The organism is Herbaspirillum camelliae, assembly GCF_001929405.1.
In the GTDB taxonomy this organism is placed as follows: domain Bacteria; phylum Pseudomonadota; class Gammaproteobacteria; order Burkholderiales; family Burkholderiaceae_D; genus Herbaspirillum; species Herbaspirillum seropedicae.
In genome coordinates, this window is sequence record NZ_KV880769.1 from 4,731,694 (window position 1) to 4,755,618 (window position 23,925).

Here is a 23,925-nt window from a genome sequence, read left to right on the forward strand (position 1 = left end):
TGTAACCAACAATAAACAAGGACACCATGACAGCCATCCAGCTCGCCATTGCCGGCGTCGGCAAGATCGTCTATGACCAGCACGCCCCGGCCATTGCCGGCAACACCGATTTCAAGCTGGTCGCCACCGCCAGCCGCAACCACAGCATCGACGGCGTGACCGCCTACAAGAACATGACCGAGATGCTAGCCTCGGGCACGGCCATCGACGCCATCTCCCTGTGCATGCCGCCGCAGTACCGCTACGAAGCCGCGCGCGAAGCCCTCCGCGCCGGCAAGCACGTCTTCCTGGAAAAGCCGCCCGGCGCCACGCTCTCCGAGGTCGAGTCGCTCAGGAACCTGGCTGCCGAACAGGGCGTCACGCTCTTTGCCAGCTGGCATTCACGTCACGCGCCGGCGGTCCAGGTGGTCAAGCGGCACCTGCAGCAACACGCGCCACGCCAGGTCAAGGTGATCTGGCGCGAAGACGTGCGTCACTGGCATCCCGACCAGGAATGGATCTGGCAACCGGGCGGCCTGGGCGTGTTCGATCCCGGCATCAACGCCTTGTCCATCGTCACTGAGATCCTGCCGCAGGCCATGTTCCTGAAGCAGGCAGCGCTGGAAGTGCCATCCAACCGCCAGACCCCGATTGCCGCGCGTCTGGCCTTCACCGATGCGCTCGGCGCCGATGTGCAGGCCGACTTCGACTGGCGCCAGACAGGGGAACAGACCTGGGACATCATCATCGAGACCGGCAGCACCCATGTCCACCTGAAGAAAGGCGGGCATGAACTGTGGATCGACGGGAAGCAGAGCGAACTGCCGGTGGAGGGCGAATATCCTTCGCTGTACCAGCACTTCTGCCAGCTCATCCGCAAGCAGGCTTCGGATGTGGATGTGGCGCCGCTGCGGCATGTGGCCGATGCGTTCATGCTGGGGGAGCATATCGTCACCGACGCCTTCGTCTGATGCGCTCAAGGCACGCGCCTCCGGAACGCCATGACGGCATTCCGGAGGTCGCTGCCTCTCAGGCCACTAGGCCGTCAGGATGCGGTGATGGAAGCGCAGATGGTCTTCCACGAAACTCGCAATGAAGTAATACCCATGGTCATAGCCTTCATGACGACGCAGCGTCAGCGGCTGCGCGGCCTGCTGGCAGGCTGATTCGAAGGCTTCCGGGCAGAGTTGCTCGGCCAGGAATTTGTCGGCCAGCCCCTGGTCGATCAGGATGCCCTGCGGGAACGGCGTCTGCAATGCACGCATGAGCTCGCTGGCGTCATGCTGCTTCCATGCCTGCTGATCCGCACCCAGGTAATGGCTGAACGCCTTCTGGCCCCACGCACAGTTGATCGGCGCAGCGATAGGCGCAAACGCCGACACCGAGCGGTACACGTCGCAATGGCGCAAGGCCAGCGTGAGCGCGCCGTGCCCGCCCATGGAATGGCCGAAGATGCCCATGCGCTGCGGATCGGCGGGGAAATTGCCCAGCACGGCGCGACGCAGGTCATCGACCACATAGCTCTCCATGCGGTAATGCCGGCTCCAGGGCGCCTGCGTGGCATCGAGGTAGAACCCCGCCCCCACGCCGAAGTCCCAGCTATCGCTTTCGCCAACAATGCCCGCGCCGCGCGGGCTGGTGTCGCTGGCCACCAGGATCACGCCCAGCTCAGCGGCCACGCGTTGCGCGCCGGCCTTGATCATGAAGGTTTCCTCGGTACAGGTCAGCCCGGCCAGGTAGAACAGCACCGGCAGCGGGCTGCCCTTGCTGGCCTGGGGTGGAACGAAGACCGAGAAGCGCATGTCCAGCCCGATGGCCGGCGAGGCGTGGCGATAATAGCCCTGCACGCCGCCGAAACAGCCGTGCTCGGAGAGAGTCTCCAGCATCGCGCCCTCCTCAGAACTCGACCACGGAACGGATCGACTCGCCGCTCTTCATCAGGTCGAAGCCTTCATTGATGCGCTCCAGCGGCAGCTTGTGGGTGATCAGGTCATCGATGTTGAGCTTGCCTTCCATGTACCAGTCCACGATCTTGGGCACATCGGTACGGCCACGCGCACCGCCGAAGGCCGAGCCCTTCCACACGCGGCCAGTCACCAGCTGGAACGGACGGGTCGAGATTTCCTGGCCGGCGGCGGCCACGCCGATGATGATGGACTGGCCCCAGCCCTTGTGGCAGCACTCCAGCGACTGGCGCATGGTGGTGGTGTTGCCGATGCACTCGAAGCTGTAGTCGGCGCCGCCATCGGTCATGCCGATGATGGCATCGACCACGTTGGGCACGTCCTTGGGATTGATGAAGTCGGTCATGCCGAACTTGCGGGCCATGGCTTCACGAGCCGGGTTCAGGTCCACGCCGATGATCTTGTTGGCGCCCACCATCTTGGCTGCCTGGATGACGTTCAAGCCAATGCCGCCCAGGCCGAATACCACCACGTTGGCGCCGGCTTCCACCTTGGCAGTGAACAGCACCGCGCCCACGCCGGTGGTCACGCCACAGCCGATGTAGCAGACCTTGTCGAAGGGGGCATCGGAGCGGATCTTGGCCAGGGCGATCTCGGGCACGACGATGTAGTTGGAGAAGGTCGAGGTGCCCATGTAGTGGAACAGGGGCTTGCCATCCAGCGAGAAGCGGCTGGTGGCGTCGGGCATCAGGCCGCGGCCCTGGGTGGCGCGGATGGCCTGGCACAGGTTGGTCTTCTGCGACAGGCAGAACTTGCACTCGCGGCATTCGGGCGTGTACAGGGGGATGACGTGGTCATCCTTTTTCAGCGACTTCACGCCCGGGCCGACATCGACCACCACGCCCGCGCCCTCATGGCCGAGAATGGCCGGGAAGATGCCTTCCGGGTCGGCGCCCGAGAGGGTGTAGTAGTCGGTATGGCAAATGCCGGTGGCCTTGATCTCGACCAGGACTTCGCCGGCCTTGGGGCCGCCGAGTTCGACTTCCTCGATGGTCAAGGGCTTGCCTGCCTGCCATGCTACCGCTGCTCTTGTCTTCATAGGGATGGGTCCTTTGCTAGGTAATGAGGGGGTACGCACCCTGCCCGGGTCCGGCTCGACCGGGACAGGCGTGATGAGCTCTGTAACGAAGGCGCTATTATCGCATTGCAAATGAAACTGCATCGGTAGCCCTATCGATACCGGAATCGTTGAAAATTTCTTGCCGACATGAAATTCCTGGCTGTCCATACAACGGCAGAATGTGGCTTAATGACAAAGATCGCCGCTTGCGGTAAGGTTGCTACAGAAGAAACGGTACGGGGCCAGGATGATCTGGCCGGATCAGATGACCAAGAGCAAACAATAACGGTCTGGTTCAACCAGCGGCAAGGGGTATCACAAGGCAAGATGGACGGCGGCGACATGCTGTTGTCTCGCGTATCATCACGTATCAAATAGTGGGGGCATCCACGTAACTCTGGTGTAAGCAAGACTCAACTGCTAGGATCGCGCTGCATTGCAGCGGTCATCGGCGGACGGGTCCTGCCCGGGCCAGCGGCGTGAGAGAGCTGTCGAAAGGGTCGTTCCGCCCCGGTGGGACGAAAAAACGCGCAGCCGCAGGCTGCCTAACGACAGGTGTGGTGATATCGGTTACATGGGAAAAGAGAACAAATCGCCGGGACGTACGGGATATACCCTCAAGACCTTGCTGCTGTTCGTCGCCTTCGTCGGTTCCTTCATCGTGGTGCAGACCTGGTGGGAAATCCGCCAGGACCGCCAGTTGACCATCGACGCCGAGCGCGCCAGTTCGCTGACCGCTGCGCGCAGCATCCAGGAACATGCTGCGCGCGTGTTCGGCGACCTCGAACAGATGATGTGGAGCACGGCCGAGCAACTGCACGAGGGTGGCCCCGAACTGCTGGACAACGACCAGGGCCTCTACAACGTGCTGGCCGGCACGCAACAGCGCCTGCCCACGGTGATGGTGCTGCGCTATGTGGACCGCAACGGCAATACCCGCGCCAGTTCCCTGCGCAGCTTCGACACCAGCAGCATTCCCGAAGACCACAAGCTGACCTACGTCGATGGCAATCCGGCGCGTCCCAACCTGTTCGTGGGCCAGCTCATGCGCAGCCGCTACAACCGCGAGCTGGTGCTGCCGGTGGCCATGAACCTGTATGACCGCAGCGCCCGCCCCATCGGCCTGTTGGTGGCCGAGCTGCGCGCGGCGACCTTCTTCGACTTCTACAAGCGCATTACCAATTTCGAGGCCATCGTCTCGCTGCGCACCGAAAGCGGCTCGATGATGCTGCGCTCGCCCTTCGAGGAACGCTGGCTCAGCGTCAACCTGGCCGACGCCAAGAGCATGACGTACATCCGCGCCGGCGGCGACGAAGGCAGTTTCGAAGAGAATTCCCACCTGACCGGCGAGCCGCTGCTGTTTACCTACAAGCGGCTGGAGAAATGGTCGCTGGTGGCCGTCTATGCCCGGCGCATGAACGATGTGCTGGCGCCCTGGCGCAGCCGCACCGAGAACCGCATCCTGCTGACCACCGGCATCCTCGGCTTCATCCTCATTGCGCTCATTTCCTTCCTGGTCTATTACCGCTACCAGCGCCGCCTCGACCATGCGCTCTCGGCCAGCGAATACCGGTATCGCAAGCTCTACGAGGAAGGCAATGATCCCATCGTGCTGATCTCGGCCGAACTGCGCTACCTGGACTGCAATGCCGCCGCGCTGCGCTTTTTCGGCGTGCCGGACAAGGAACGCATCATCGGCCGCAAGGTCGGCCTGTTCTCGCGCCAGAAGTCGCGCCACATGGAGCAGCCCGACATCGACGAACTGGTCGCGCGCGTCCTGGCCGGCCAGCCGCAGCAATTCGAATGGGTGACGGTGCGGCGTAACAAGATCATCCATACCGATGTCACGCTCAACCGCGCCGAATTCGAACGCGGCTACGCCATCTTTGCCATCCTGCGCGACATCAGCGCGCGCAAACGCGCCGAGCTGCTGCAGAGCGAACAGAACCGGGTGCTGCACATGGTGATGGCCGACGATGAGCTCGACGGTGTCCTCTACGAGATCGTCAGCTTTGCCGATGCGCAGATCCCCTATGGGGCGTGCAGCGTGATGCTGGTCAACGAACAAGCCTCGCACTTCACCTCGGTGTTGAGCCATCGTTATCCGCCACGCCTCATCCGTGCGCTGCAAGGCATGCCGATCCGCCATGGCTGCGGCGTCGGCGCAGAGGCGGCGCTGCGGCGCGGCCCCTGCATCGTCGCCAACATCGCCCATGACCCGATCACCGAGCACCTGCGCCCGCTGATCGACGTCGATATCTACCCCTCCTGCGGCGCCTGGCCCATCATTGGCAAGGAGGGGCAACTGCTGGGCGTGTTTGCCGCTCTGCTCAAGGAAAACCAGGCCCCCAGCAATGAATACCTGCAACTGGCCAATATCGCCGCCGACCTGGCCAGCGTGGCCATCGAGAGCCGCCGCGCCGATGAACGCATCCGCCACCTGGCCCACTACGACGAGCTGACCGGCCTGCCCAACCGTTTCCTGTGCACCCAGCACGTCTCCAATGCCATCACCCATGCCGAGCACCGCAATGGCATGGTGGCGGTGATCCTGATGGACCTGGACCGCTTCAAGAACATCAACGATACCTTCGGCCATGAGACCGGCGAAGCCGTGCTGCAGGAGATCGCCCAGCGCTTTCGCAACAGCCTGCGCGAGCTGGACATCCTGGCGCGCGTGGGCGGAGATGAATTCATCGTGCTGGTGGATGACTTCGACGATCCGGTGCAACTGGGCGAGATCGCCCAGAAGCTGCTCACCGAGGCGCGCAAGCCCTTCATCATCGATGGCCAGGAAGCCATGCTGTCGGTGAGCATCGGCATCGCCACCTATCCCGGCGATGGCGACAATGCCCAGACCCTGATCAAGAACGCCGACATCGCCATGTACCGCGCCAAGCACCATGGCAAGGACGACTACCGCTTCTTCTCCGACGAGATCAACACCAACACGGTAGAGCGCATTGCCCTGGAAGCCGAACTGCGGCGCGCCATCGAACGCGCCGAGTTCGTGGTGCATTACCAGCCCAAGATCGAACTGGCCGAAGGCCGCATCGTCGGCGCCGAAGCACTGGTGCGCTGGCAGCACCCGCTACGCGGCCTGCTGCCGCCGGGAGAATTCATCACCCTGGCCGAAGAAACCCGGCTGATCGACCAGATCGGCCTGCTGGTGCTGGATATAGCCTGCCGCGATATCGGCCTGATGCGCCAGCAGCAGATGACGTGCGGGCGCATCTCCATCAACCTGACCGGCAGCCAGTTCGGCGACGAACGGCTGCTGGACGACATCAAGGAAGTGGTGAACCGGCATGGCACCCCACCCTCCTGCCTGGAATTCGAGATCACCGAAAGCATGGTGATGCACAATCGCGAGCGCGCCATCGCCATCATGGACGGCATCCGCGCAGAGGGTTTCACGATTTCCATCGACGATTTCGGGACCGGCTATTCCTCGCTGGCTTACCTGAAGCGCTTCCCGGTCAATACGCTGAAGATCGACAAGTCCTTCATCAACGATATTCCCGACAACCCCAACAGCAGCGCCATCGTGCAGGCCATCATCGCCATGAGCCATGCGCTGAACCTGAAGGTGGTCACAGAAGGGGTGGAGACGGAGAAGCAGTTGCAGGCCCTGCGCGAGTTCGGCTCGGATGAATACCAGGGCTATTACTTCAGCAAGCCGGTGCCCTATGCGCAGTTCGTGCAACTGCTTGAGGGCCAGCAGGACAGGCCGCAAGGGCTGATCAGGCAAGGCTGAGCGCACCACGCTGTGCTGCGCCCAGATTAGCGTGAAGTCAGGCGATCCACCCGATAGAGCGCCGGGAAGATCCTCACCCACAGCAACACGATGAGCAAGGTGCCGACGCCGCCGATGAGCACCGCCGGCACCGCGCCGAACCAGGCGGCCGTGAGCCCGGACTCGAATTCACCGAGCTGGTTGGAGGTGCCGATGAAGACCGAGTTGACCGCCGAGACGCGTCCGCGCATGGCTTCCGGCGTTTCCAGCTGCACGAAGGACGAGCGCACCACCACACTGATCATGTCGGCCGCGCCCAGCACGGCCAGCGCCGCCAGCGACAGCGGGAAGGAGCGCGACAGGCCGAAGGCGATGGTGGCCAGTCCGAACACTCCGACCGCCACGAACATGGTGCGCCCCACGCGCCCGCCCAGCGGCCTGCGCGCCAGCCATAGCGCCACGGCCAGCGCTCCCGCTGCGGGAGCGGAGCGCAACAGACCCAGTCCGGCCGCGCCGGTGTGCAGGATGTCGTGGGCGAACACCGGCAACAAGGCGGTAGCCCCGCCCAGCAGCACGGCAAACATGTCCAGCGAGATCGCACCGAAGATGGCCGGCTTGCTGCGGATGAAGGCCAGGCCAGCAAACACCGACGACAGGCTGGCCCCGGCTGGCTTGGCCGCAGCAGCCGGCGCCCCCGCCTGGGGAGAACGCTGGATCAACGAGAGCAGCAGACTGCACAGCGCGAAGAGCACGCCGCTGCTGGCATAGACCACCGCCGGCCCGGCCACGTAGAGGAAACCACCCAGCGCCGGCCCGATGATGATGGCGAACTGCGTGGCCGAGGCCGACCCCGCCACTGCTCCAGGCAACTGGCGCGGCGACATCAGGCTGGGCAGCAGCGCCGACATGGTCGGCTTGGAAAAAGCCCGGCCCGCGCCGATGACGGCCACGATGGCAAAGATGATCTCGCGGTTGAGCCAGCCGCCCAGGCTGCCGGCGGCCAGCGTGGCGGCGGCCAGGGCCTCGACCAGCGCACTGACGCGGGCGACGTTGCGGCGGTCGAAGCGGTCGGCCACATGCCCGACCACGAAGACCAGGATCAGCGAAGGAATGAACTGCACCAGGCCGACGATGCCCAGGTCCATGGCGCTATGGGTGAGCTGATAGACCTGCCAGCCCACGGCCACGATCTGCATCTGCAAGGCGATGGTCGAGGCCACGCTGGCGCACCAGAAGAGTTTGAAGGGGGTATGGTGGCGCAGGGGCGGCAGAGACTCTTGGGAAGTTTCTCCGGCCTCGTCGGCGGGGGTGGATGACATGTCTGGACGAAGATGATCTGGCGTAATGAAGACCGGCGCAAGCAAGGCTGGCCGGCATGACACAAGCGGTCTTGACGCCGCTGCGGCGCGCTCCTGCAAGCCGGAACGGGCGCAGCTATACTACCCGATCCCGCGCCCGCCGGCAGGCCACACCACCGGCCCGCCCGCATCATCACAAGGAGAACCCATGCAGTATCGCCCACTCGGCCGCACCGACCTCCAGGTCAGCCTGATCACGCTTGGCACCATGACCTGGGGCGAGCAGAACAGCGAAGCCGACGCCCATGCGCAACTGGACTACGCCGTCGAACGCGGCATCAACCTCATCGACGTGGCCGAAATGTATCCGGTCCCGCCCAAGGCCGAGACCCAGGGTCTGACCGAACGCTATCTCGGCACCTGGCTGAAGAAATCGGGCAAGCGCGACCAGTTGCTCATCGCCACCAAGTGCACCGGTCCGGCGCGCAAGCCGCACAATCCGCGCCACGTGCGCGGCGGCATCAACAACCTCGACCGCAAGGGTCTCACCGAGGCCCTGCATGGCAGCCTGGAGCGCCTGCAACTGGATCACGTGGACCTGTACCAACTGCACTGGCCGGACCGCAGCGTGAACAGCTTCGGCCAGCTCGGCTACCAGCACGTGGACGATGAGAGCACCGTTCCCATCGAGGAAACGCTGACCGTGCTGAGCGAATTCGTCAAAGCCGGCAAGATCCGCACCATCGGCCTGTCCAACGAAACCGCCTGGGGCGTGGCGCAGTTCCTGCGCGCGGCTGAGCAGCATGGGCTGGAGCGCATCGTCACCATCCAGAACCCGTACAACCTGCTCAACCGCAGCTTTGAAATCAACCTGGCCGAGTTCGCCCATCGCGAGCAGGTCGGCCTGTTGGCCTATTCGCCGCTGGCCTTTGGCATGTTGAGCGGCAAGTACCTGGATGGCGCGCGTCCGGCCGGCGGCCGCCTGACGCTGTTCGAGCGTTTCTCGCGCTACACCAATGCGCAAGCCGAACGCGCCACCGCTGCCTATGTCGCCCTGGCGCGCCAGCACGGACTGGACCCGGCGCAGATGGCGCTGGCCTATGTCAACAGCCGCCCCTTCCTCACCTCCAACATCATCGGCGCCACCACGCTGGAGCAACTGCGCAGCAACATCGACAGCGCCGAGCTGCAACTGGGTGAAGATGTGCTGGCCGCCATCGAAGCGATTCACCGCAGCCAGCCCAATCCGGCGCCCTGATCCGTCCACCTGGTAGCGTCGACCTACCGGTTACCGTTCGGACTGAGTAGGCCCATCAGGGCCGTATCGAAGGCGCGCCTGCACCTGTATGCAAGCGCGCCTCTTCAATCGCCGCCGCTCTCGCTGGCCACGGCGGCCTCCACCTCTTCCTGGCGCGCGCCATAGCGCGCCGCCAGCACCGCGCAGACCATCAGCTGCAGCTGGTGGAACAGCATCACCGGCAGCAGCACCATACCGATAGCACCACTGGAGAACAGCACCTTGGCCATCGGCACCCCCGAGGCCAGGCTTTTCTTGGAACCGCAAAAGACGATGGTGATCTCGTCCTCCTTGCTGAAGCCCAAGCGACGGCTGCCATAGGTGGTCAGCGCCATGATCAGCGCCAGCAGCACCGCATTGATGACCAGCAGCGCCACCAGCATCGACATCGGCACCTGATGCCACAGCCCCTGCACCACTGCTTCGCTGAAGGCCACATAGACCACCAGCAAAATCGAGCTCTGGTCCACGAACTTGAGCCAGGACTTGTTGCGCTCGATCCAGCGACCTATCCAAGGGCGGGCGATCTGGCCGGCGACGAAGGGCAGCAATAATTGATAAACGATTTTGAGGATGGAATCGAGCGAGGAATGCCCCGCGCCGTCATGCGCCACCACCAGCACGCCCACCAGCAAGGGCGTCAGGAAAATCCCCAGCAGGTTCGAAGCCGAAGCCGCGCAGATGGCCGCCGGCACATTGCCGCGCGCCACCGAGGTGAAGGCGATCGAGGACTGCACGGTGGACGGCAGCACGCACAGGAACAGCAGGCCCAGGTAGAGTTCGGGCGTAATGAAGGGCGTGAGCAGCGGCTTGAAGGCCAGGCCGACCAGCGGGAACAGCGCGAAGGTACACAGCAGCACCGTGACATGCAGCTTCCAGTGCGTGAAACCGGCCACCACCGCTTCGCGCGAGAGCTTGGCGCCATGCATGAAGAACAGCAGGCCGATCATGAAGGTGGTCAGGCCATCGAAGACCTCGGCCACCTGGCCGGTACAGGGAAGCAGGGATGCTGTGACCACCACGGCGAGCAGCAGCAGGGTCATGTTATCGGGGAGGAAGCGGGGACGGGCCATGGCGTTATCGGTTCGGTTGCGAAAATCTGCCCACACCGCGGCGCAGGCAAACCGCCATTCTACGTGAGAGGAGCCGGCGCCTGCTGGCGCCCTCCCCTCACGGACGCAGCCGGATCAGGCCTTGCGCACGAACTCGGTCTTCAGGCCCATGGAGCCGAAGCCGTCGATCTTGCAATCGATGTCGTGGTCGCCATCGACCAAGCGGATGTTCTTGACCTTGGTGCCCATCTTGACCACACCACCGCCGCCCTTCAGTTTCAGGTCCTTGATGACGGTCACGGTGTCGCCATCCTGCAGGACGTTGCCGGAAGCATCCCGCCAGACGCGCGCCTGCTCGGCGGCCGGTGCGGCCTGGGCGCTCCATTCGTGGGCGCATTCGGGACAGACGTACTGGCCGCCATCCTCATAGGTGTATTCGGACTGGCATTGGGGACAGGCGGGCAAGGTACTCATGGAAAACTCCGGCAATTAGCGTGAAAAAGCAGCGATTGTACTGCTTCTGCATGCAAGCGCGCCATGATCCTGTTCAGTTTACCGGCAACGGAAGATAAAAAACGGCAGGCCGCCTACAGCGTCTGCCGTTGTTCTCTCGCCTGAGCGACTGCGCGACTGGGAGAATCAGCGCTACCAGCCCCAGAACATCAGCCACCAGGCCGTGTTGACCAGGGCCAGGCCGCCCATGAGCGGCAGCATGGCCAGGCACTGCTGCGCCCAGTGGCCGGCGTGACGCGCCACCACCTTCCAGCACAGCCACAGGCTCCACAGCGTCATGGCCGCCAGCAGCGCGGCGCGCACGTCATTGGCCCAGTACACCGGCAGGTGTTCGGCGCGCAAGAGGCTGATGGTGGTGGCCGACAGGCCGATGAACACGCCGCAACCCGCCAGCGGGATCAGCGCTTGCACCAGATGATTGAAGCGGCCCCACTGCCACTTGCCCAGCAGCCGCGTGGCCAGGGCGAACATCAACGCCACCCCGCTGCCCAGCACCAGGCCGGTGACCAGGATATAGCCCACCACCATGGCCCCGTCGAGCCAGGTGAACACATCGCTTTGCTGCGGATAATTGGTCAGCAGCCACCAGGGCGCCTGGGTGCCGAAGGGCCACATGATGTCGCGGTCGATCAGCCAGGTGGCGATGTCCTGCTTGATGGCGATGAACCAAGGGCTGACCGTCCAGTGGAAGGCTCCGATGGCGATGCCCAAGAGGCCATAGAGCACCAGCGCGCTTTCCCAGAGATTGTTCTCGGTCTTGCCGAACTGCACCACCTCGACTGCCGGCGGCCGGAAGGTCAGCGCGATGGCGTCGCGGTGGCCGCTGCAACGGCCGCACATGTGGCAGTCCGACGCGCCCTTCATATTGCGCAGCGGCACCAGCGGCGCGCAATTGATGGGGATGATCTTGTGCTCGGGATGATAGGAGGCGCGCCAGGCGTCCTCGTTGACCTTGTAGTGCAGCGGCGCCAGCTTGGCCAGCAAGCCGAAGACGCCATTGACCGGGCAGAGGTACTTGCACCAGACGCGCTTGTCGCGCCCGTAGAGGTAGCCGATGATGATAGCGCCCACCGTCGAGCCGCCCAGCACCAGCAGCACCGCCTTGGGGTACTGGTAGACGCTGACCATCTGGCCATAGATGGTGGTGAGGGCAAAGGCCACGAAGGGCCAGCCGCCCCAGCGCACCCACCTGGGAATGGCTTTGCCGCGCCCGTGCTTGCTGGCGAACTCGGTGAGCGCGCCTTCCGGACAGAGTACGCCGCACCACACGCGGCCCATCAACACCATGCTCACCAGCACGAAGGGCCACCAGATGCCCCAGAAGGCGAACTGGGCGATCAGGGTGAGGTTGGACCACAGGTGGGCCGTCTCATCGGGCAGCGGGAGGAACACCGGTACCAGGATCAGCAAGGCGTACACCGCCACCACGATCCATTGCAGGGAGCGGATGAATGCGCCATGGCGGCGCATCCATTCTCCGGTACGCGAGAGCAGAGTCGGCGATTGCGTACAGGTCGTCATCAGGTCTTCAGACTGCTTCTTGCCTCTTGGGCTGAGGCTGGGGTTTTCGATAGAGGGCCGAGCATACCACGACCCAGTAGAGCGCATAGACGATCACCGACAGCAGCGCCGGGCGGGCGCGGTAGCCGGTCAGCGTGGAGACCAGGCTGCCCAGGGTGGTGGAGTCGTCCAGCAGCATGGAGGTGTCCCAGACGGGTGCGGTCAGGGTCATGGTCCAGTCGGCCGAGGCCAGCATGTCCGAGCTTTCCAGCAGCACGTCGAAGAGCTTTTCCACGCCCGTGACCAGGAGGCCCGCCGCCAGCAGCAGCAGGATCACTTCGGTGACCTGGAAGAAGCGCCGCCAGGAGAATATCTTGCCGCCCAGTTGCAGCAGGTAGAAGGTCAGGAAGGCCAGGCCGAAGCCGATCACGCCGGCCAGCACCAGCGAGGCCGTGCTGGCGTCCTGCTGACCCAGGCCGATACCGTAGAGGAACACCGCCGTCTCGCTGCCTTCGCGGGCAATGGCCAGCATCACCAGCACGAACACGCCCCACCAGTTGCCGCTCTCATAGCTGGACTGCATGGAGCTTTCCATTTCCTTCTTCAGGGTGCGGCCATGCTTGCGCATCCAGAACACCATCTGCACGATCAGCACCGCCGCGATCAGCACGATGGCGATCTGGAAGTAGGTCTGGGCGTCGCCCGAGAGCAGTTCCGAAAAGCCCAGCAGCGCCGCGCCCAGCGCTGCGGCCAGTACCACGCCAGCGACCACGCCGCCCCACAGATAGGGCAGGCCGCGCCGTGCCGCAACGTCGCCATTCTTCAGCCAGGCATAGAGGATGCCGACCACCAGAAGCGCCTCGACGCTTTCGCGCCAGACGATGAACATGACCTGTCCCATGAAACCCTTCCCTTGCTAGAAACCGGACTTCCGCCGCTGCCCTGTTACTTGGCGACGATCACGCCTTGCGGCATGTTGAGGTGGAAGTCATCGAAAAACTTGTATTCGCCCGGACGCAGCGGGGCGATCACCACGAAGGACTGCGCTCCGGGGGCCAGCACCTTTTCCTTGCGCAGTTCCACACTTTCAAACTCGGCGGCGGACTTGCCGATGTTGTGCACTTCGATCTTGATGCGCTGCCCGGCTGGCACTTCGATGCGCGGCGGGATCAGCTTGCCGTCCTGCATCTCCAGCTTGAAGGTCGGCAGCTCCGACGCCGGGGCCTGCGCCGCAGCGCCCAGGAGAGCGGCGGCCAGCAGGGTCAGGCGGACTGTTCTTGCGATCATGGAGACTCCGGAATATCAAAAACGGGAAACCGGCTGCACCGACAAGGCGGTGAGCCGGCATCATTACAAGGCACAAACCAAAGTACGAGGGGCCAGCCCTGACGGGCCAGCGTCAGGCTTAGTAGCCGCCCTTCTTGCCGATGCCGGCGAAGGTGAAGTCGTAGTTCAGCTCGAAGGTCTTGAACCAGGGACCCACGCCGGTTTCCTTGTCGACGTGGCGGCCGAAGTGGGCGTGTTCATTGGCTTGTGGCGAGGAGATGGTCAGCTTGAGCTTGTACTTGCCCGGGCCTTCCAGCTTGACGTTGTCGCCATAGTGCGGACCGTCATTGGCCACCATGGGCATCATGTCGCCCTTGATGGACTTGGTCGAACCGACCTTGGTCAGTTCGTATTTGATGGCCAGGTAGGGCATCCAGTCGCCTTCGGCAAAGCCGTTGGGGTTCTTGGCCACGGCGCGGATGTCGGCTTCCAGGTGGATATCGGACTCTTCGGCCTTGCGCATCATGCCGTCCGGTTCCATCTTCACCGGCTGCAGGTAGACGGCGTTGACTTCGAAGCCGTTCTGGATTTGCGGCTTGCCGATCGGATATTCAGCGGCGGAGGCCATCCCGGCGGCACACAAGGTCAGTGCGACGGCGGCGGCGAGTTTCTTGATACCCATCATTGCTTGTTCTCCTGAGGTCGGTTGAATCAAATTCGAGGCCCATCCGAGTCAACATGGACTCAAATGATAATGATTAGCATTAAGTATATCACTCTTTGAGCGTTCCGGCATGACCAGTTTGTGGCAGACGGCACAGCAATGCTGACCAGTCATGCCCGCCTCCCTCTGCGCCACGCCTGCCCAGCGCCAGGACAAAAAAAACCGCCCGGCATGCACCGGGCGGTCGGATGAGACGAAGCAGCAAGAAGCGCGGCTGGGAACCTCAGAACTCTTCCAGCACCGGCTCTGCCTGTCGCGCCGCCGGGTTGGCCGGCAGCCGCGCCGCGCTGGCAGGCGCCTGGATGACGGGAATGCTGCCATTGAGGCGACCCTCCAGCTTGAACACCGCGACCACGCTTTCCAGCGTCTCGGCCTGCTGCTGCAGGGCATGGGCGGCCGCCGCAGCTTCTTCCACCAGGGCAGCGTTCTGCTGGGTGCCCTGGTCCATCTGCGCGATGGCCTGGTTGACCTGCGAGATGCCGGCACTCTGCTCTTCGCTGGCGTTGGCGATGTCACCGACGATGACGGTCACGCGCTGCACGCTGTCGACGATGTCGCTCATGGTCGTGCCGGCCTGTTCCACCAGCTTGCTGCCGCTGCCGACCTTGTTCACGGAATCATCAATGAGCTCCTTGATCTCCTTGGCGGCCGCCGCCGAACGCTGTGCCAGCGAGCGCACTTCCGAGGCCACCACGGCAAAGCCACGCCCCTGTTCGCCGGCACGGGCCGCTTCGACGGCGGCGTTCAAGGCCAGGATGTTGGTCTGGAAGGCGATGCCGTCGATCACGGCGATGATGTCGACGATCTTGCGCGAGGATTCGTTGATGGAATTCATGGTATCGACCACCTGGCGCACCACGTCCCCGCCCTGCGAGGCGATGTGCGAGGCCGACTGCGCCAGCTCGTTGGCCTGGCGCGCATTCTGGGTGTTCTGCAGCACCACCGAGGTCAGTTGTTCCAGGCTGGAAGCGCTTTCTTCCAGCGCCGCAGCCTGTTGCTCGGTGCGCGCCGACAGGTCGGCATTGCCGGCGGCGATCTGGCGCGCAGCCACCGTCACCGAGTCGGTCGAGGTGCGGGTGGTGGCGACCACATCGACGATGCGCGCCAGCAGCTTGTTGAAGGTCGCGGCAGTGCGGCCGATCTCATCCATGCGCTCCACCGGCACCGGACGCGACAAGTCCAGGGTCTGGCTGACGTGTTCGAAGGTGTGCTGGATCTTGCCCAGGCTACGGATCACGCTGCGCACCACCTGCAGGCCCAGAAGACCCGTCAGCAGCACCGCCGCCACCACCACGGCGATCATGGTGCGCAGGGCGAAGGCATAGGCCTCGTCGCTTTCCTGCTTGATGGTGTCGATCATCTTGCGACCGATCAGGATGTGGTCCTCGAAGCCCTTCTTGGCAGCCGCCGCCGAGACCGCCAGGGGCGTGCCGGCCTGCAAGGTGGCGCGCACGCCATCCATGTCATTGGCGTAGGCGGCAGCGAAGAACGGCACCAGGGCCTTGCGGTAGGCTTCGATGTTGGCCTTGTCGGCCTGGATCAGGGCGCGGTCCTTTTCATCGAAGATCAGGTCGCGCTCGTAGTGGGCGAACTCTTCATCGAGCAGCTTGTTGGCCGTATCCACGGCCTTTTGCAGGCCGCTCTTGTCGGACAGGTTGGCGAACACCGACAGGCGATAGCCGGCCAGGCGCGAATCGGCCAGGTAGCCCTTCAGCAGGTTCAGGCTGTCCATGCCCGGAATGATGCGGTTCTGGATCAGCTCCAGGCGCTGCTGGGCGCGCTGCAGCTGCCAGAGGCCATCGGCGCCAACGAACAGCAGCGCCAGCAGGGCTGTCGAGAGAGTAATGATGAGGCGCTTGGTAATGGTCATGATTGAACATCCATGAAAAGAAATGGAAAGGACGGCAGCACCGCTGGCCGCCGGTCTAGGCGGCCAGGGCCGTGGCGCGCTCGGGATCGAGCACGTCGCCATGCTCGCGGCAGAAGGCCACGCCAGCGCGATAGCCGACGTCGAACAGCAACTGCATGTTGGACGACGACCAGTCCAGCACCTGCGGCCAGTGCGACTCCGGCACGCCCTCCATGAGATCGACCTTGAGTACCTGGCGGCGCGGCTTGCCGGTGGCGGCGTCGGTGTTGTGCTCCAGCTCGAAGAGGCGTTGCTCGGCCTTGGAGATCTTCACCAGTGGCGTGATGATGGAGCGCACCCAGGCATCGTAGAGATTGCGGGGCTTACGGATGAGCCGGTCCTCGCCCAGGATGTCCAGCACCACCAGGGTATCGACATCGCCGGCCGGGGCCGGGCTGCCGTCTTCACCAGCGATGAAGGGCGTGAAGTTGAGCGTATCCAGGGCCGCGCCTTCAATGTAGTGCTCGCCGTCGATCTCGGTGGGCGCATACAGGAAGGGGAAGGACAGCGAGGCCCGCACATGGGCCGGCGTGATCTGGTCCTTGTTCCAGATCTGCATGCGATGGCGATCGATGTTGTAGGCGTTGATGTAGAACTCCGGGCGCATGGCCGGCACCGCCGTGAAATCGATGGACTGCTCCAGGAAAGGCAGGTGCGCGCACAGGCCCAGGCTGCCCGAATGCAGGTCCGAGGGCGACAGCGCCGACATCAGCAGATGCATCCAGTCGTTCCACTTGGCCGAAGCATCGGCGAAATGGCGCGTGAACATGTCGGTAAAGGCATGCGCGCCCAGCCCCGGCAGCTGTTGCATCTGCGCCAGCATGGACTCGCGATAGCTCTCGGCCTGTGCTCCGGGCTTCTTGAAGACTTTGTAATTGACCGGAAAGAGCTTGTAGATGCTGTCGGCCACCCCGACTTCGGCCCACTTCATCAGCGCCTCGCGCGGCCCGACATCGCGCGGAGCGGTGTAGAGCAAGCCCATCAGCACCCCGGCCCCCGAGGCCGAGATGACATCGAATTCGATTCCTTCGGCCAGGAACGCGGCCAGCGCACCGGCGATGAGCGTCGAATTGGGGGCGCCGCCCCCGATGACCAGCGCCTTTTTCTTGCGACCTGGCAATATTCCCATTGATAACCCCTCGTATTCGCATTGTCTGCGCCGCTTCGTGGGCGGCGTTGTGGCGTCGGACGGCGTTCCGTCAACGTAACTCTTGCGTACGTCAGGAATATAGCCCACCAGCAACTTTTCTATGTTGCACTGCGCGATTTTATTCCCTCATAACAGGCATTCAGAAATTTAATGAGCCTCGGCACATCCGCCATAGCGCTGCGATCCTGACATAAACCCAGCTCATGAGCTGCGCGTGTAATGTTCATGTAAGCTGGCTGCTTTATTGCGACGCAACATGCGCAAGCCGCACCGGTGCGCCGGCAACGTGCCAATTAGCAATGGCTTTCTGCAAGTCGCTATGTCACACTTGCCGCACCTACAAGCGGATCATCCGAAAAAACCACGCATCGTCTTGCCATTGCCAGCATGTCCCGCCCCAGCATATTGATGGTTGATCCCAGCCCGGAGTCAGTTGAGCTGGCGCGTTTCAGCCTATGGCGCAACAAGCTGGACTGCGCCTTCGGCTGGTTCGAGGATGCCGAGGGCGCGGCCCAGTCGCTGTTCAAGCCGCAAGCCAAAGCCCATCCTGCCGACCTGCCCTGCCTGATCCTGCTGGAACCGCGCCTGCCGCGCATGGAGGGGCTGGAGCTGTTGCACATGCTGCGCGCCCATGCCCACACCCGGGCGCTGCCGGTGATCATGTTCGCCACTGCCCAGGACGATGCCGACGCCGCCCGCGCCCGCGCCGCCGGCGCCAATGACTACCTGGTCAAGCCAGTGGATGCACGCGCCTTCATGGAACTGGTCAGCCAGACCGTGCGCCGCTGGCTGCCGGGCGCAACGTCTTAAGCCCCGCGCCCGTCCCGTACCGGGAAAATCCTGATATTTATTCGCAACGCTCTTTCTTACAATCCAGACAACACACGCTGAGAGCGCCCCGGCGCAGGCGCAGGAGATTTGATCAGGATGGAGGCGACCGGCCCGCCGGGAGCAGATGTCAACAAGGAGAGCAACATGAAATGGTTCTACGACCTCAGGATTTCCCGCAAGCTGATTACCACCTTCCTGGTGGTCGTGGCCATGGTGGCAGCATTGGGCGTGTTTTCGATTCGTCAGCTGGATCAGGTCAACAGCGCCTCCACCGAGATCTCCACCAACTGGCTGCCCAGCATCCGCACCCTGTCCCGGCTGCAGTTGGCCATGTCGCGCCTGCGCAGCTTCGAGCTGCAGCACATCCTGGCCAAGGACGCCCAGGAATACGAAGAGGTCGAGCGCAGCATGCAGGCGCAGTTGAGCAGCATCAAGAGCGCCCAGGCCGAATACCTGACGCAGATTTCCGAGCCTGAGGAAAAGACGATCTATCCGGAAGTCGAGAAGCTCATCGCCACCTTCGTCTCGGAACATGACAAGATCATCGCGTTGTCACGCCAAGGCAAGGATGAAGAAGCCCGCAACCTGCAACGCGGCGACTCCACCAAGGCCTATCGCACCTCTCTGCAACAGATCGACAAGCTCGCCGCAGTCAACAACAAGGGTGCCGACAGCTCCAACAAACAGGCCGACGACATCTATGCCCAGGCCCGGCTATGGATCATCGTCACGGTGACGGCCTGCATCGCCCTGGCCATGCTGCTGGCGGTATGGGTCTCGCGCCTGATCGCGCGGCCGCTGGAACAGGCCCTGTCGGTAGCGCAGCGCGTGGCCGGCGGCGACCTGACGACCCACATCGAACCTTCGGGCGAGGATGAAACCGGCCAGTTGCTGGTGGCCCTCAAGAGCATGAATGACAGCCTGGTGGGCATCGTCGGCCAGGTCCGCATGGGCACCCAGACCATCACCACCGCCTCCACCGAGATCGCCTCGGGCAACCTGGACCTGTCCTCGCGCACCGAAGAACAGGCCAGTTCCCTGGAAGAAACCGCTTCGGCCATGGAAGAACTGACCTCCACCGTGAAGCAGAACGCCGACAACGCCCGCCAGGCCAACCAGCTGGCCGTCTCGGCCTCGGAAGTGGCCACCCAAGGCGGCGACGTGGTCAACCAGGTGGTCGACACCATGGGCAACATCAATGCCTCCTCGCGCAAGATTGCCGACATCATCGGCGTCATCGATGGCATCGCCTTCCAGACCAACATCCTGGCCCTGAACGCGGCGGTGGAAGCCGCGCGCGCCGGGGAACAGGGACGCGGTTTCGCCGTGGTGGCCTCGGAAGTGCGCTCGCTGGCGCAGCGCTCGGCCGGTGCGGCCAAGGAGATCAAGGAACTCATCGAAGGATCGGTGGCCCAGGTGGACATGGGCAGCAAGCTGGTCGAGCGCGCCGGCATCACCATGAGCGAAGTGGTGCAAAGCGTGCGCCGGGTCACCGACATCGTCGGCGAGATCAGTTCGGCCAGCCAGGAACAGAGCGAAGGGATCGAGCAGGTCAACCTGGCCATCGCGCAAATGGATGAAGTCACCCAGCAAAACGCCGCCCTGGTGGAAGAAGCCGCCGCCGCCGCCCAGTCCTTGCAGGAACAGGCGGAAACCCTGACCCAGACGGTCGGCTTCTTCAAGCTGGAACAGCAACAGGACGAGGGGGCGTCGCGCCCGCCCGTGCGCGCCGCCAGCGTAGCCCGCACCGCCGCAGTGCGTCACGCGCCGGCAGCGCGACCTGCTGTCGCCATTGCAGCCTCGACGGCCCCGGCCAAGCCGGCTTCCGGATCACGCTTGCCGGGCGGTGCGGCAGAGGACGGCGGCTCATGGGAACAGTTCTGAGGCAAGTCTCCGTCTGACGAAGTCAAAGGGCGCATCCTCGGACGCGCCCTTTCTGCTTTGATCGCAGCCAGGGCACACTGCCTGCAACACCGCTTGCGACACTGTCAAATTTTCCGACAGTCGCTCTCTTCCCGCTCAGCGTCCCGCCATCAATTGCTGCACGAACTTGGCGGGAATGGCATAGGTGATGCCGCTGGGTGCGCTGATGGCCGATTCCTTGGTGGCATTGAGCACCTTGTTGATCACGCCCAGCACCACTCCGCTTTCGGGGTCGTACAGCGGGCTGCCGCTGAAACCCGGATAGGCCGTGCCATCGAGCTGGAAGACCGGGTAGGCGCTGCGCTGCAACTGTACGATGGCCTTGGCGTCCAGGCTGCGCGCATTAGGCGCGGGCGTGGCCACGACCGTGATGGCAGAGATCATTGCGCGGTGCGTGACCGGATGAAAGCCCAGGATGGCCGTCAAGGGAAAACCGGTAAAGGCCAGCATCTGCCCTTCCCTGGCGCTGTCCGAATCGCCCACCCGCAGCGCCGGCTCGGGCGCACCGCTCATGCGCAGCAGGGCCAGGTCATGCAGCTTGTCCATGACCAGCAACGCGGCCTCGCGCGCCTCGACATTGGCGCCGCGCGCTACCAGCACGCGCAGGTCTTCCTTGCTGTCCTTGCGCTCATCACCACTGGCCGCCGCCACCACGTGGGCATTGGTGACCACCGTGAGCCCGTCGCCGACCACGAAGCCCGTTCCCACGAAACTCACCGCTGGACTGCGCATGGCCTGGTAGCTGCCGACGCCGACGATGGCGGGCTTGATCGCCGCGATGGTCTGCACCAGATCGGCGGCCCCGGCGCGACCCGCGCACGCGCCCAGCCAGCACAGGACCAGCAACGCCCGCCGTGGGCGCAGCAGCCTCATACCAGCACCTCAGCGGGCGCCGGATGCCCGAGGAACGCAGTCGGGCTAGCGCTCAGGCCATAGGCGCCCGACTGGAAAACCACCACCAGGTCGCCCACCGCCGCCGGCGGCAACAGCATCTGCGCAGCCAGCACATCGAGCGGCGTACACAGGGGACCGACCACCGAGACCCGCTCGGTCGCAGCTCCACCAGAGCGCTGCGGCTGCAGCGGCACGATCGTGACCGGATAGTTCTTGCGGATCACCTGGCCGAAATTGCCGGAAGCCGCCAGATGATGATGCAAGCCGCCATCGACCACCAGGAACACCTCTCCCCGTGACTGCTTGCGATCGATCACGCGGCTGACATAGAGGCCGGTCTCGCCCACCAGATACCGGCCCATCTCCATGACCACTCGCAGGTGCGGCTGGGCCGCGCGCAGACGCGGCAACCACTGCGCCAGATGCGCGCCGATGGGCGCAATCTCCAGCGCCCGCTCGCCGGGGAAATACGGTATGCCGAAGCCGCCGCCGATATTGAGCACGCGCAGCGACAGCTCCGCCTCGCCGGCCAGTTGCAAGGCCAGTTCGAAACTGCTGGACTGCGCCGCCATGATGGCCTGGGCGTCCAGGCTCTGCGAGCCGCAGAAGATCTGCAATCCCGCCACCTGCACGCCCTGCCCCGCCAGCCGCCGCAGCAGCGCTGGTGCGGCTTCGGCGTCCACGCCAAAGGGCTTGGCCCCGCCGCCCATGCGCATGCCCGAGGACTTCAGTTCGAACGGTGGATTGATGCGCAGCGTGATGCCAGGGCGTACACCGAGCTCCTGCGCCAGTGCCGCCACCGCCTCGGCCTCACGTTCGGATTCCACATGCAGCATGACCCCGGCCGCCAGCGCGCGCCGCAGCTCGGCCAGGGACTTGCCCGGTCCGGTGAAGCTGATGTGCCGCACCGGCATGGGCGTATCCAGCGCCGTCGAGAGTTCGCCGCCCGAGGCCACGTCAAAGCCATCGACCAGTTGCGCCATGGCCTGCACCAGCGCCGGCATGGGATTGGCCTTGATCGAATAATGCAGTGCAATCTGCGCCGGTAGATGGGTGCGCAGATGCGCAACGCGCGCCCTCAGCAAGGCGCGGTCATAGACGTAGAACGGAGTCGCGCCCACCCGCAAGGCCAGCCGGTCCAGCGGCATGCCGCCCACGTGCAGCATGCCGTCCACGATGGGGAAGGCAGTCTGCTCGGCGTGTAGCGGTTTCTGGCGTGGCTCAGCGTGCATGGTCTGCCTTCATGAAATGATCTGCCAGGGTCTGCTGCATCAGCTTGCGGTCCAGCTTGCCATTGGGCGAGCGCGGCAATTCGCCAGGCCAGTGATGCAGCGCGGCCGGCAACATGTAGGACGGCAGATGGGCGCGGCAAGCCTGCAGCACGGCCTCCAGGCTTGCCGTGCACGAGGACGGCGCCACCGCCACCACCGCCTGCCCCTGCTGCGGATGGGCCACGCCGACCACGGCGAACTCATCGGCCAGGCCGGTGGCGTGCAGCACGTCTTCGACCTCGTGCGGGCTGATGCGGTAGCCGGAGACCTTGATCATGTCGTCCGCCCGTCCGACGAAATAGAGATAGCCTTGCTCATCCATGCGCACCGAATCCCCCGACCACACGGCCAGTTCCAGCGTGCCCAGCGCCGCCTCGCGCCCCGGCGCGGGACGAAAGCGTTCCGCCGTCCTGACCGGATCATTCCAGTAGCCTTGCGCCACCAGCGCGCCGCGATGCACCAGCTCGCCCACCTCGCCGGGCGCACAAGGGCTGCCGTCGGGACGCACCACCATGATCTCGGCATTGGGAATGGCGCGGCCGATGGAATCGGGACGACGATCCAGTTCCGCCGGCGGCAGGTAGGTCGAGCGGAACGCTTCGGTGAGGCCATACATCAGGAACACCTGGGCCTGCGGCAAGGCGCGGCGCAACTGCGTCAAGACGCTGCGCGGCAGGGCCCCGCCGGAATTGGTGAGATAACGCAGGCTGCATCCTTGCGGCCATGGCAGGCCGGCCAGTTGCTGCCACAGCGGCGGCACGCCGGCCAGCCCGGTGATGCCCTCGCTGGCCACTGCATGGAGGATGTCGCGCGGCGCCAGGTAGTTCAAGAGCGTCACCGACGCACCGCTCAGGAAAGCCGTGCTCAGCTGGCTCAGGCCATAGTCGAAGCTCAGTGGCAACACTGATAGCAGGCGGTCCTGCGGATGATTACCCAGATAGCCGGCCACGCTCTGCGCGCCCGCCACCAGATTGCGATGCGACAGCACCACGCCCTTGGGCTGCCCGGTGCTGCCGGAGGTATAGAGGATGGCGGCAAGATCGGCATCGATGCGGCGATGGGCGCGCAAACCGCCCTGGCCATTAGCAGCCTGCAGGAAGGCCGTCCAGTCCAGCGTGGCCGGGGTGGCCAGTGTGGACGGCGCGGCTGCGGCGGCATCGACCAGCACCACCGTCTGCAAGGCCGGGCATTGGCTGAGCCGATCCGCCAGCGCCTGGTGGCGTGGTTCCGAGGTCACCAGGACGCGCACGGCGCAATCCTGCAGGATGTGGCTGACCTGGGCCGGTTTCAGCAAGGGATTGATCGGCACAAAGACCAGCCCGGCAGCGGCCGCGCCAAAGAGCGCCAGCACCGTCTCCATGCGTTTTTCCAGATACACCGCCACGCGCTCGCCCGGCGCCAGGCCCAGCGCCAGCAAGGCCGCTGCCACCTGCTCCACGCCCGCGGCCAGGCCGGCATAGTCCAGCTGCTGGCCGCGATAGCGCAAGGCCGTCGCCTGGGGCCGCGCCTGCGCGCTGGCCAAGAGGGTGTCGTGGATGAGCGTAGGCGTCACGGCTTG

The 23,925-nt window shown here is 64.3% G+C and carries 20 protein-coding genes; 6 read left to right on the top strand and 14 right to left on the bottom strand.

What is annotated here, in order from left to right:
• Positions 1–26 precede the first annotated feature (26 nt).
• Positions 27–950, top strand: coding sequence for a Gfo/Idh/MocA family protein (locus tag BGK68_RS21175; protein WP_075258700.1), 924 nt, complete (start codon positions 27–29; stop codon positions 948–950).
• Positions 951–1,016: 66 nt separating this feature from the next.
• Here BGK68_RS21175 and fghA read toward each other — a convergent pair whose 3' ends face one another.
• Positions 1,017–1,865, bottom strand: a complete 849-nt coding sequence (gene fghA, locus BGK68_RS21180; protein ID WP_075258701.1) for an S-formylglutathione hydrolase — start codon at positions 1,863–1,865, stop codon at positions 1,017–1,019.
• Between the two features lie 10 nt (positions 1,866–1,875).
• On the bottom strand, positions 1,876–2,982 hold the full coding sequence (locus BGK68_RS21185; RefSeq protein ID WP_013234687.1) for an S-(hydroxymethyl)glutathione dehydrogenase/class III alcohol dehydrogenase: 1,107 nt from the start codon (positions 2,980–2,982) through the stop codon (positions 1,876–1,878).
• Positions 2,983–3,192: 210 nt separating this feature from the next.
• On the opposite strand from BGK68_RS21185, the gene BGK68_RS21190 reads away from it, so the two are divergent.
• Both BGK68_RS21190 and BGK68_RS21195 read left to right on the top strand, forming a co-directional pair.
• Positions 3,193–3,381, top strand: a complete 189-nt coding sequence (locus BGK68_RS21190) for a hypothetical protein (RefSeq protein ID WP_143433131.1) — start codon at positions 3,193–3,195, stop codon at positions 3,379–3,381.
• Positions 3,382–3,577: 196 nt separating this feature from the next.
• Positions 3,578–6,760, top strand: coding sequence for an EAL domain-containing protein (locus tag BGK68_RS21195; RefSeq protein ID WP_075258703.1), 3,183 nt, complete (start codon positions 3,578–3,580; stop codon positions 6,758–6,760).
• A gap of 26 nt (positions 6,761–6,786) precedes the next feature.
• On the opposite strand, the gene BGK68_RS21200 is transcribed toward BGK68_RS21195, so the two are convergent.
• On the bottom strand, positions 6,787–8,058 hold the full coding sequence (locus BGK68_RS21200; RefSeq protein ID WP_075258704.1) for an MFS transporter: 1,272 nt from the start codon (positions 8,056–8,058) through the stop codon (positions 6,787–6,789).
• A 187-nt stretch (positions 8,059–8,245) separates the two neighbouring features.
• Here BGK68_RS21200 and BGK68_RS21205 point away from each other — a divergent pair, with 187 nt between their 5' ends.
• The gene (locus BGK68_RS21205; RefSeq protein WP_075258705.1) at positions 8,246–9,295 is read left to right on the top strand and encodes an NADP(H)-dependent aldo-keto reductase; all 1,050 of its coding nucleotides are present in this window, start codon (positions 8,246–8,248) and stop codon (positions 9,293–9,295) included.
• Positions 9,296–9,399: 104 nt separating this feature from the next.
• On the opposite strand, the gene BGK68_RS21210 is transcribed toward BGK68_RS21205, so the two are convergent.
• The 8 genes from BGK68_RS21210 to BGK68_RS21245 all read right to left on the bottom strand — a co-directional run bounded on the left by BGK68_RS21210 (position 9,400) and on the right by BGK68_RS21245 (position 17,427).
• A complete protein-coding gene (locus BGK68_RS21210) occupies positions 9,400–10,407 on the bottom strand; it encodes a bile acid:sodium symporter family protein (RefSeq protein WP_075258706.1) in 1,008 nt (335 codons plus the stop codon).
• 114 nt (positions 10,408–10,521) lie between these two features.
• The gene (locus tag BGK68_RS21215; RefSeq protein ID WP_013234692.1) at positions 10,522–10,860 is read right to left on the bottom strand and encodes a zinc ribbon domain-containing protein YjdM; all 339 of its coding nucleotides are present in this window, start codon (positions 10,858–10,860) and stop codon (positions 10,522–10,524) included.
• Positions 10,861–11,031: 171 nt separating this feature from the next.
• Complete coding sequence (locus BGK68_RS21220; RefSeq protein ID WP_075258707.1) at positions 11,032–12,369, bottom strand: 4Fe-4S binding protein; 1,338 nt, start codon at positions 12,367–12,369, stop codon at positions 11,032–11,034.
• Between the two features lie 58 nt (positions 12,370–12,427).
• On the bottom strand, positions 12,428–13,300 hold the full coding sequence (locus BGK68_RS21225) for an FTR1 family iron permease (protein ID WP_075258708.1): 873 nt from the start codon (positions 13,298–13,300) through the stop codon (positions 12,428–12,430).
• A gap of 44 nt (positions 13,301–13,344) precedes the next feature.
• Entirely contained in the window at positions 13,345–13,686 is a 342-nt protein-coding gene (locus BGK68_RS21230) for a cupredoxin domain-containing protein (RefSeq protein ID WP_075258709.1), read from the bottom strand.
• 118 nt (positions 13,687–13,804) lie between these two features.
• Entirely contained in the window at positions 13,805–14,350 is a 546-nt protein-coding gene (locus tag BGK68_RS21235) for an iron transporter (protein WP_013234696.1), read from the bottom strand.
• Between the two features lie 262 nt (positions 14,351–14,612).
• A complete protein-coding gene (locus tag BGK68_RS21240) occupies positions 14,613–16,259 on the bottom strand; it encodes a methyl-accepting chemotaxis protein (protein WP_075258710.1) in 1,647 nt (548 codons plus the stop codon).
• A gap of 55 nt (positions 16,260–16,314) precedes the next feature.
• Entirely contained in the window at positions 16,315–17,427 is a 1,113-nt protein-coding gene (locus tag BGK68_RS21245) for a patatin-like phospholipase family protein (protein WP_075258711.1), read from the bottom strand.
• A gap of 429 nt (positions 17,428–17,856) precedes the next feature.
• Here BGK68_RS21245 and BGK68_RS21250 point away from each other — a divergent pair, with 429 nt between their 5' ends.
• Both BGK68_RS21250 and BGK68_RS21255 read left to right on the top strand, forming a co-directional pair.
• The gene (locus BGK68_RS21250; RefSeq protein ID WP_233149375.1) at positions 17,857–18,258 is read left to right on the top strand and encodes a response regulator; all 402 of its coding nucleotides are present in this window, start codon (positions 17,857–17,859) and stop codon (positions 18,256–18,258) included.
• A 165-nt stretch (positions 18,259–18,423) separates the two neighbouring features.
• Positions 18,424–20,163 (top strand): methyl-accepting chemotaxis protein, encoded by a 1,740-nt coding sequence (locus BGK68_RS21255; protein ID WP_075259935.1) that lies wholly within the window; start codon positions 18,424–18,426, stop codon positions 20,161–20,163.
• 135 nt (positions 20,164–20,298) lie between these two features.
• Here the strand turns inward: BGK68_RS21255 and BGK68_RS21260 are convergent, their stop codons facing one another.
• Genes BGK68_RS21260 through BGK68_RS21270 form a run of 3 tightly spaced genes read right to left on the bottom strand, consistent with a single transcriptional unit; the run spans position 20,299 to position 23,919 of the window.
• On the bottom strand, positions 20,299–21,075 hold the full coding sequence (locus BGK68_RS21260; RefSeq protein ID WP_075258713.1) for a S1 family peptidase: 777 nt from the start codon (positions 21,073–21,075) through the stop codon (positions 20,299–20,301).
• A complete protein-coding gene (locus tag BGK68_RS21265) occupies positions 21,072–22,328 on the bottom strand; it encodes a pyridoxal-dependent decarboxylase, exosortase A system-associated (RefSeq protein ID WP_075258714.1) in 1,257 nt (418 codons plus the stop codon). The genes BGK68_RS21260 and BGK68_RS21265 overlap by 4 nt, the downstream gene beginning before the upstream one ends.
• Positions 22,318–23,919, bottom strand: a complete 1,602-nt coding sequence (locus BGK68_RS21270) for an acyl-CoA ligase (AMP-forming), exosortase A system-associated (RefSeq protein WP_075258715.1) — start codon at positions 23,917–23,919, stop codon at positions 22,318–22,320. Before BGK68_RS21270 ends, BGK68_RS21265 begins: the two co-directional genes overlap by 11 nt.
• Positions 23,920–23,925: the final 6 nt, after the last annotated feature.

Excerpts from the sequence above, each read along its gene's own strand:
- BGK68_RS21240 (WP_075258710.1), bottom strand. The coding sequence starts at position 16,259 with ATGACCATTACCAAGCGCCTCATCATTACTCTCTCGACAGCCCTGCTG.
- BGK68_RS21220 (WP_075258707.1), bottom strand. The coding sequence starts at position 12,369 with ATGCGCCGCCATGGCGCATTCATCCGCTCCCTGCAATGGATCGTGGTG.
- BGK68_RS21190 (WP_143433131.1), top strand. The coding sequence starts at position 3,193 with ATGACAAAGATCGCCGCTTGCGGTAAGGTTGCTACAGAAGAAACGGTA.
- BGK68_RS21195 (WP_075258703.1), top strand. The coding sequence starts at position 3,578 with ATGGGAAAAGAGAACAAATCGCCGGGACGTACGGGATATACCCTCAAG.
- BGK68_RS21235 (WP_013234696.1), bottom strand. The coding sequence starts at position 14,350 with ATGATGGGTATCAAGAAACTCGCCGCCGCCGTCGCACTGACCTTGTGT.
- BGK68_RS21175 (WP_075258700.1), top strand. The coding sequence starts at position 27 with ATGACAGCCATCCAGCTCGCCATTGCCGGCGTCGGCAAGATCGTCTAT.
- BGK68_RS21260 (WP_075258713.1), bottom strand. The coding sequence starts at position 21,075 with ATGAGGCTGCTGCGCCCACGGCGGGCGTTGCTGGTCCTGTGCTGGCTG.
- BGK68_RS21185 (WP_013234687.1), bottom strand. The coding sequence starts at position 2,982 with ATGAAGACAAGAGCAGCGGTAGCATGGCAGGCAGGCAAGCCCTTGACC.
- BGK68_RS21265 (WP_075258714.1), bottom strand. The coding sequence starts at position 22,328 with ATGCACGCTGAGCCACGCCAGAAACCGCTACACGCCGAGCAGACTGCC.
- BGK68_RS21210 (WP_075258706.1), bottom strand. The coding sequence starts at position 10,407 with ATGGCCCGTCCCCGCTTCCTCCCCGATAACATGACCCTGCTGCTGCTC.
- BGK68_RS21205 (WP_075258705.1), top strand. The coding sequence starts at position 8,246 with ATGCAGTATCGCCCACTCGGCCGCACCGACCTCCAGGTCAGCCTGATC.
- BGK68_RS21250 (WP_233149375.1), top strand. The coding sequence starts at position 17,857 with ATGGTTGATCCCAGCCCGGAGTCAGTTGAGCTGGCGCGTTTCAGCCTA.
- BGK68_RS21225 (WP_075258708.1), bottom strand. The coding sequence starts at position 13,300 with ATGGGACAGGTCATGTTCATCGTCTGGCGCGAAAGCGTCGAGGCGCTT.
- BGK68_RS21230 (WP_075258709.1), bottom strand. The coding sequence starts at position 13,686 with ATGATCGCAAGAACAGTCCGCCTGACCCTGCTGGCCGCCGCTCTCCTG.
- fghA (WP_075258701.1), bottom strand. The coding sequence starts at position 1,865 with ATGCTGGAGACTCTCTCCGAGCACGGCTGTTTCGGCGGCGTGCAGGGC.
- BGK68_RS21255 (WP_075259935.1), top strand. The coding sequence starts at position 18,424 with ATGAAATGGTTCTACGACCTCAGGATTTCCCGCAAGCTGATTACCACC.
- BGK68_RS21245 (WP_075258711.1), bottom strand. The coding sequence starts at position 17,427 with ATGGGAATATTGCCAGGTCGCAAGAAAAAGGCGCTGGTCATCGGGGGC.
- BGK68_RS21215 (WP_013234692.1), bottom strand. The coding sequence starts at position 10,860 with ATGAGTACCTTGCCCGCCTGTCCCCAATGCCAGTCCGAATACACCTAT.
- BGK68_RS21200 (WP_075258704.1), bottom strand. The coding sequence starts at position 8,058 with ATGTCATCCACCCCCGCCGACGAGGCCGGAGAAACTTCCCAAGAGTCT.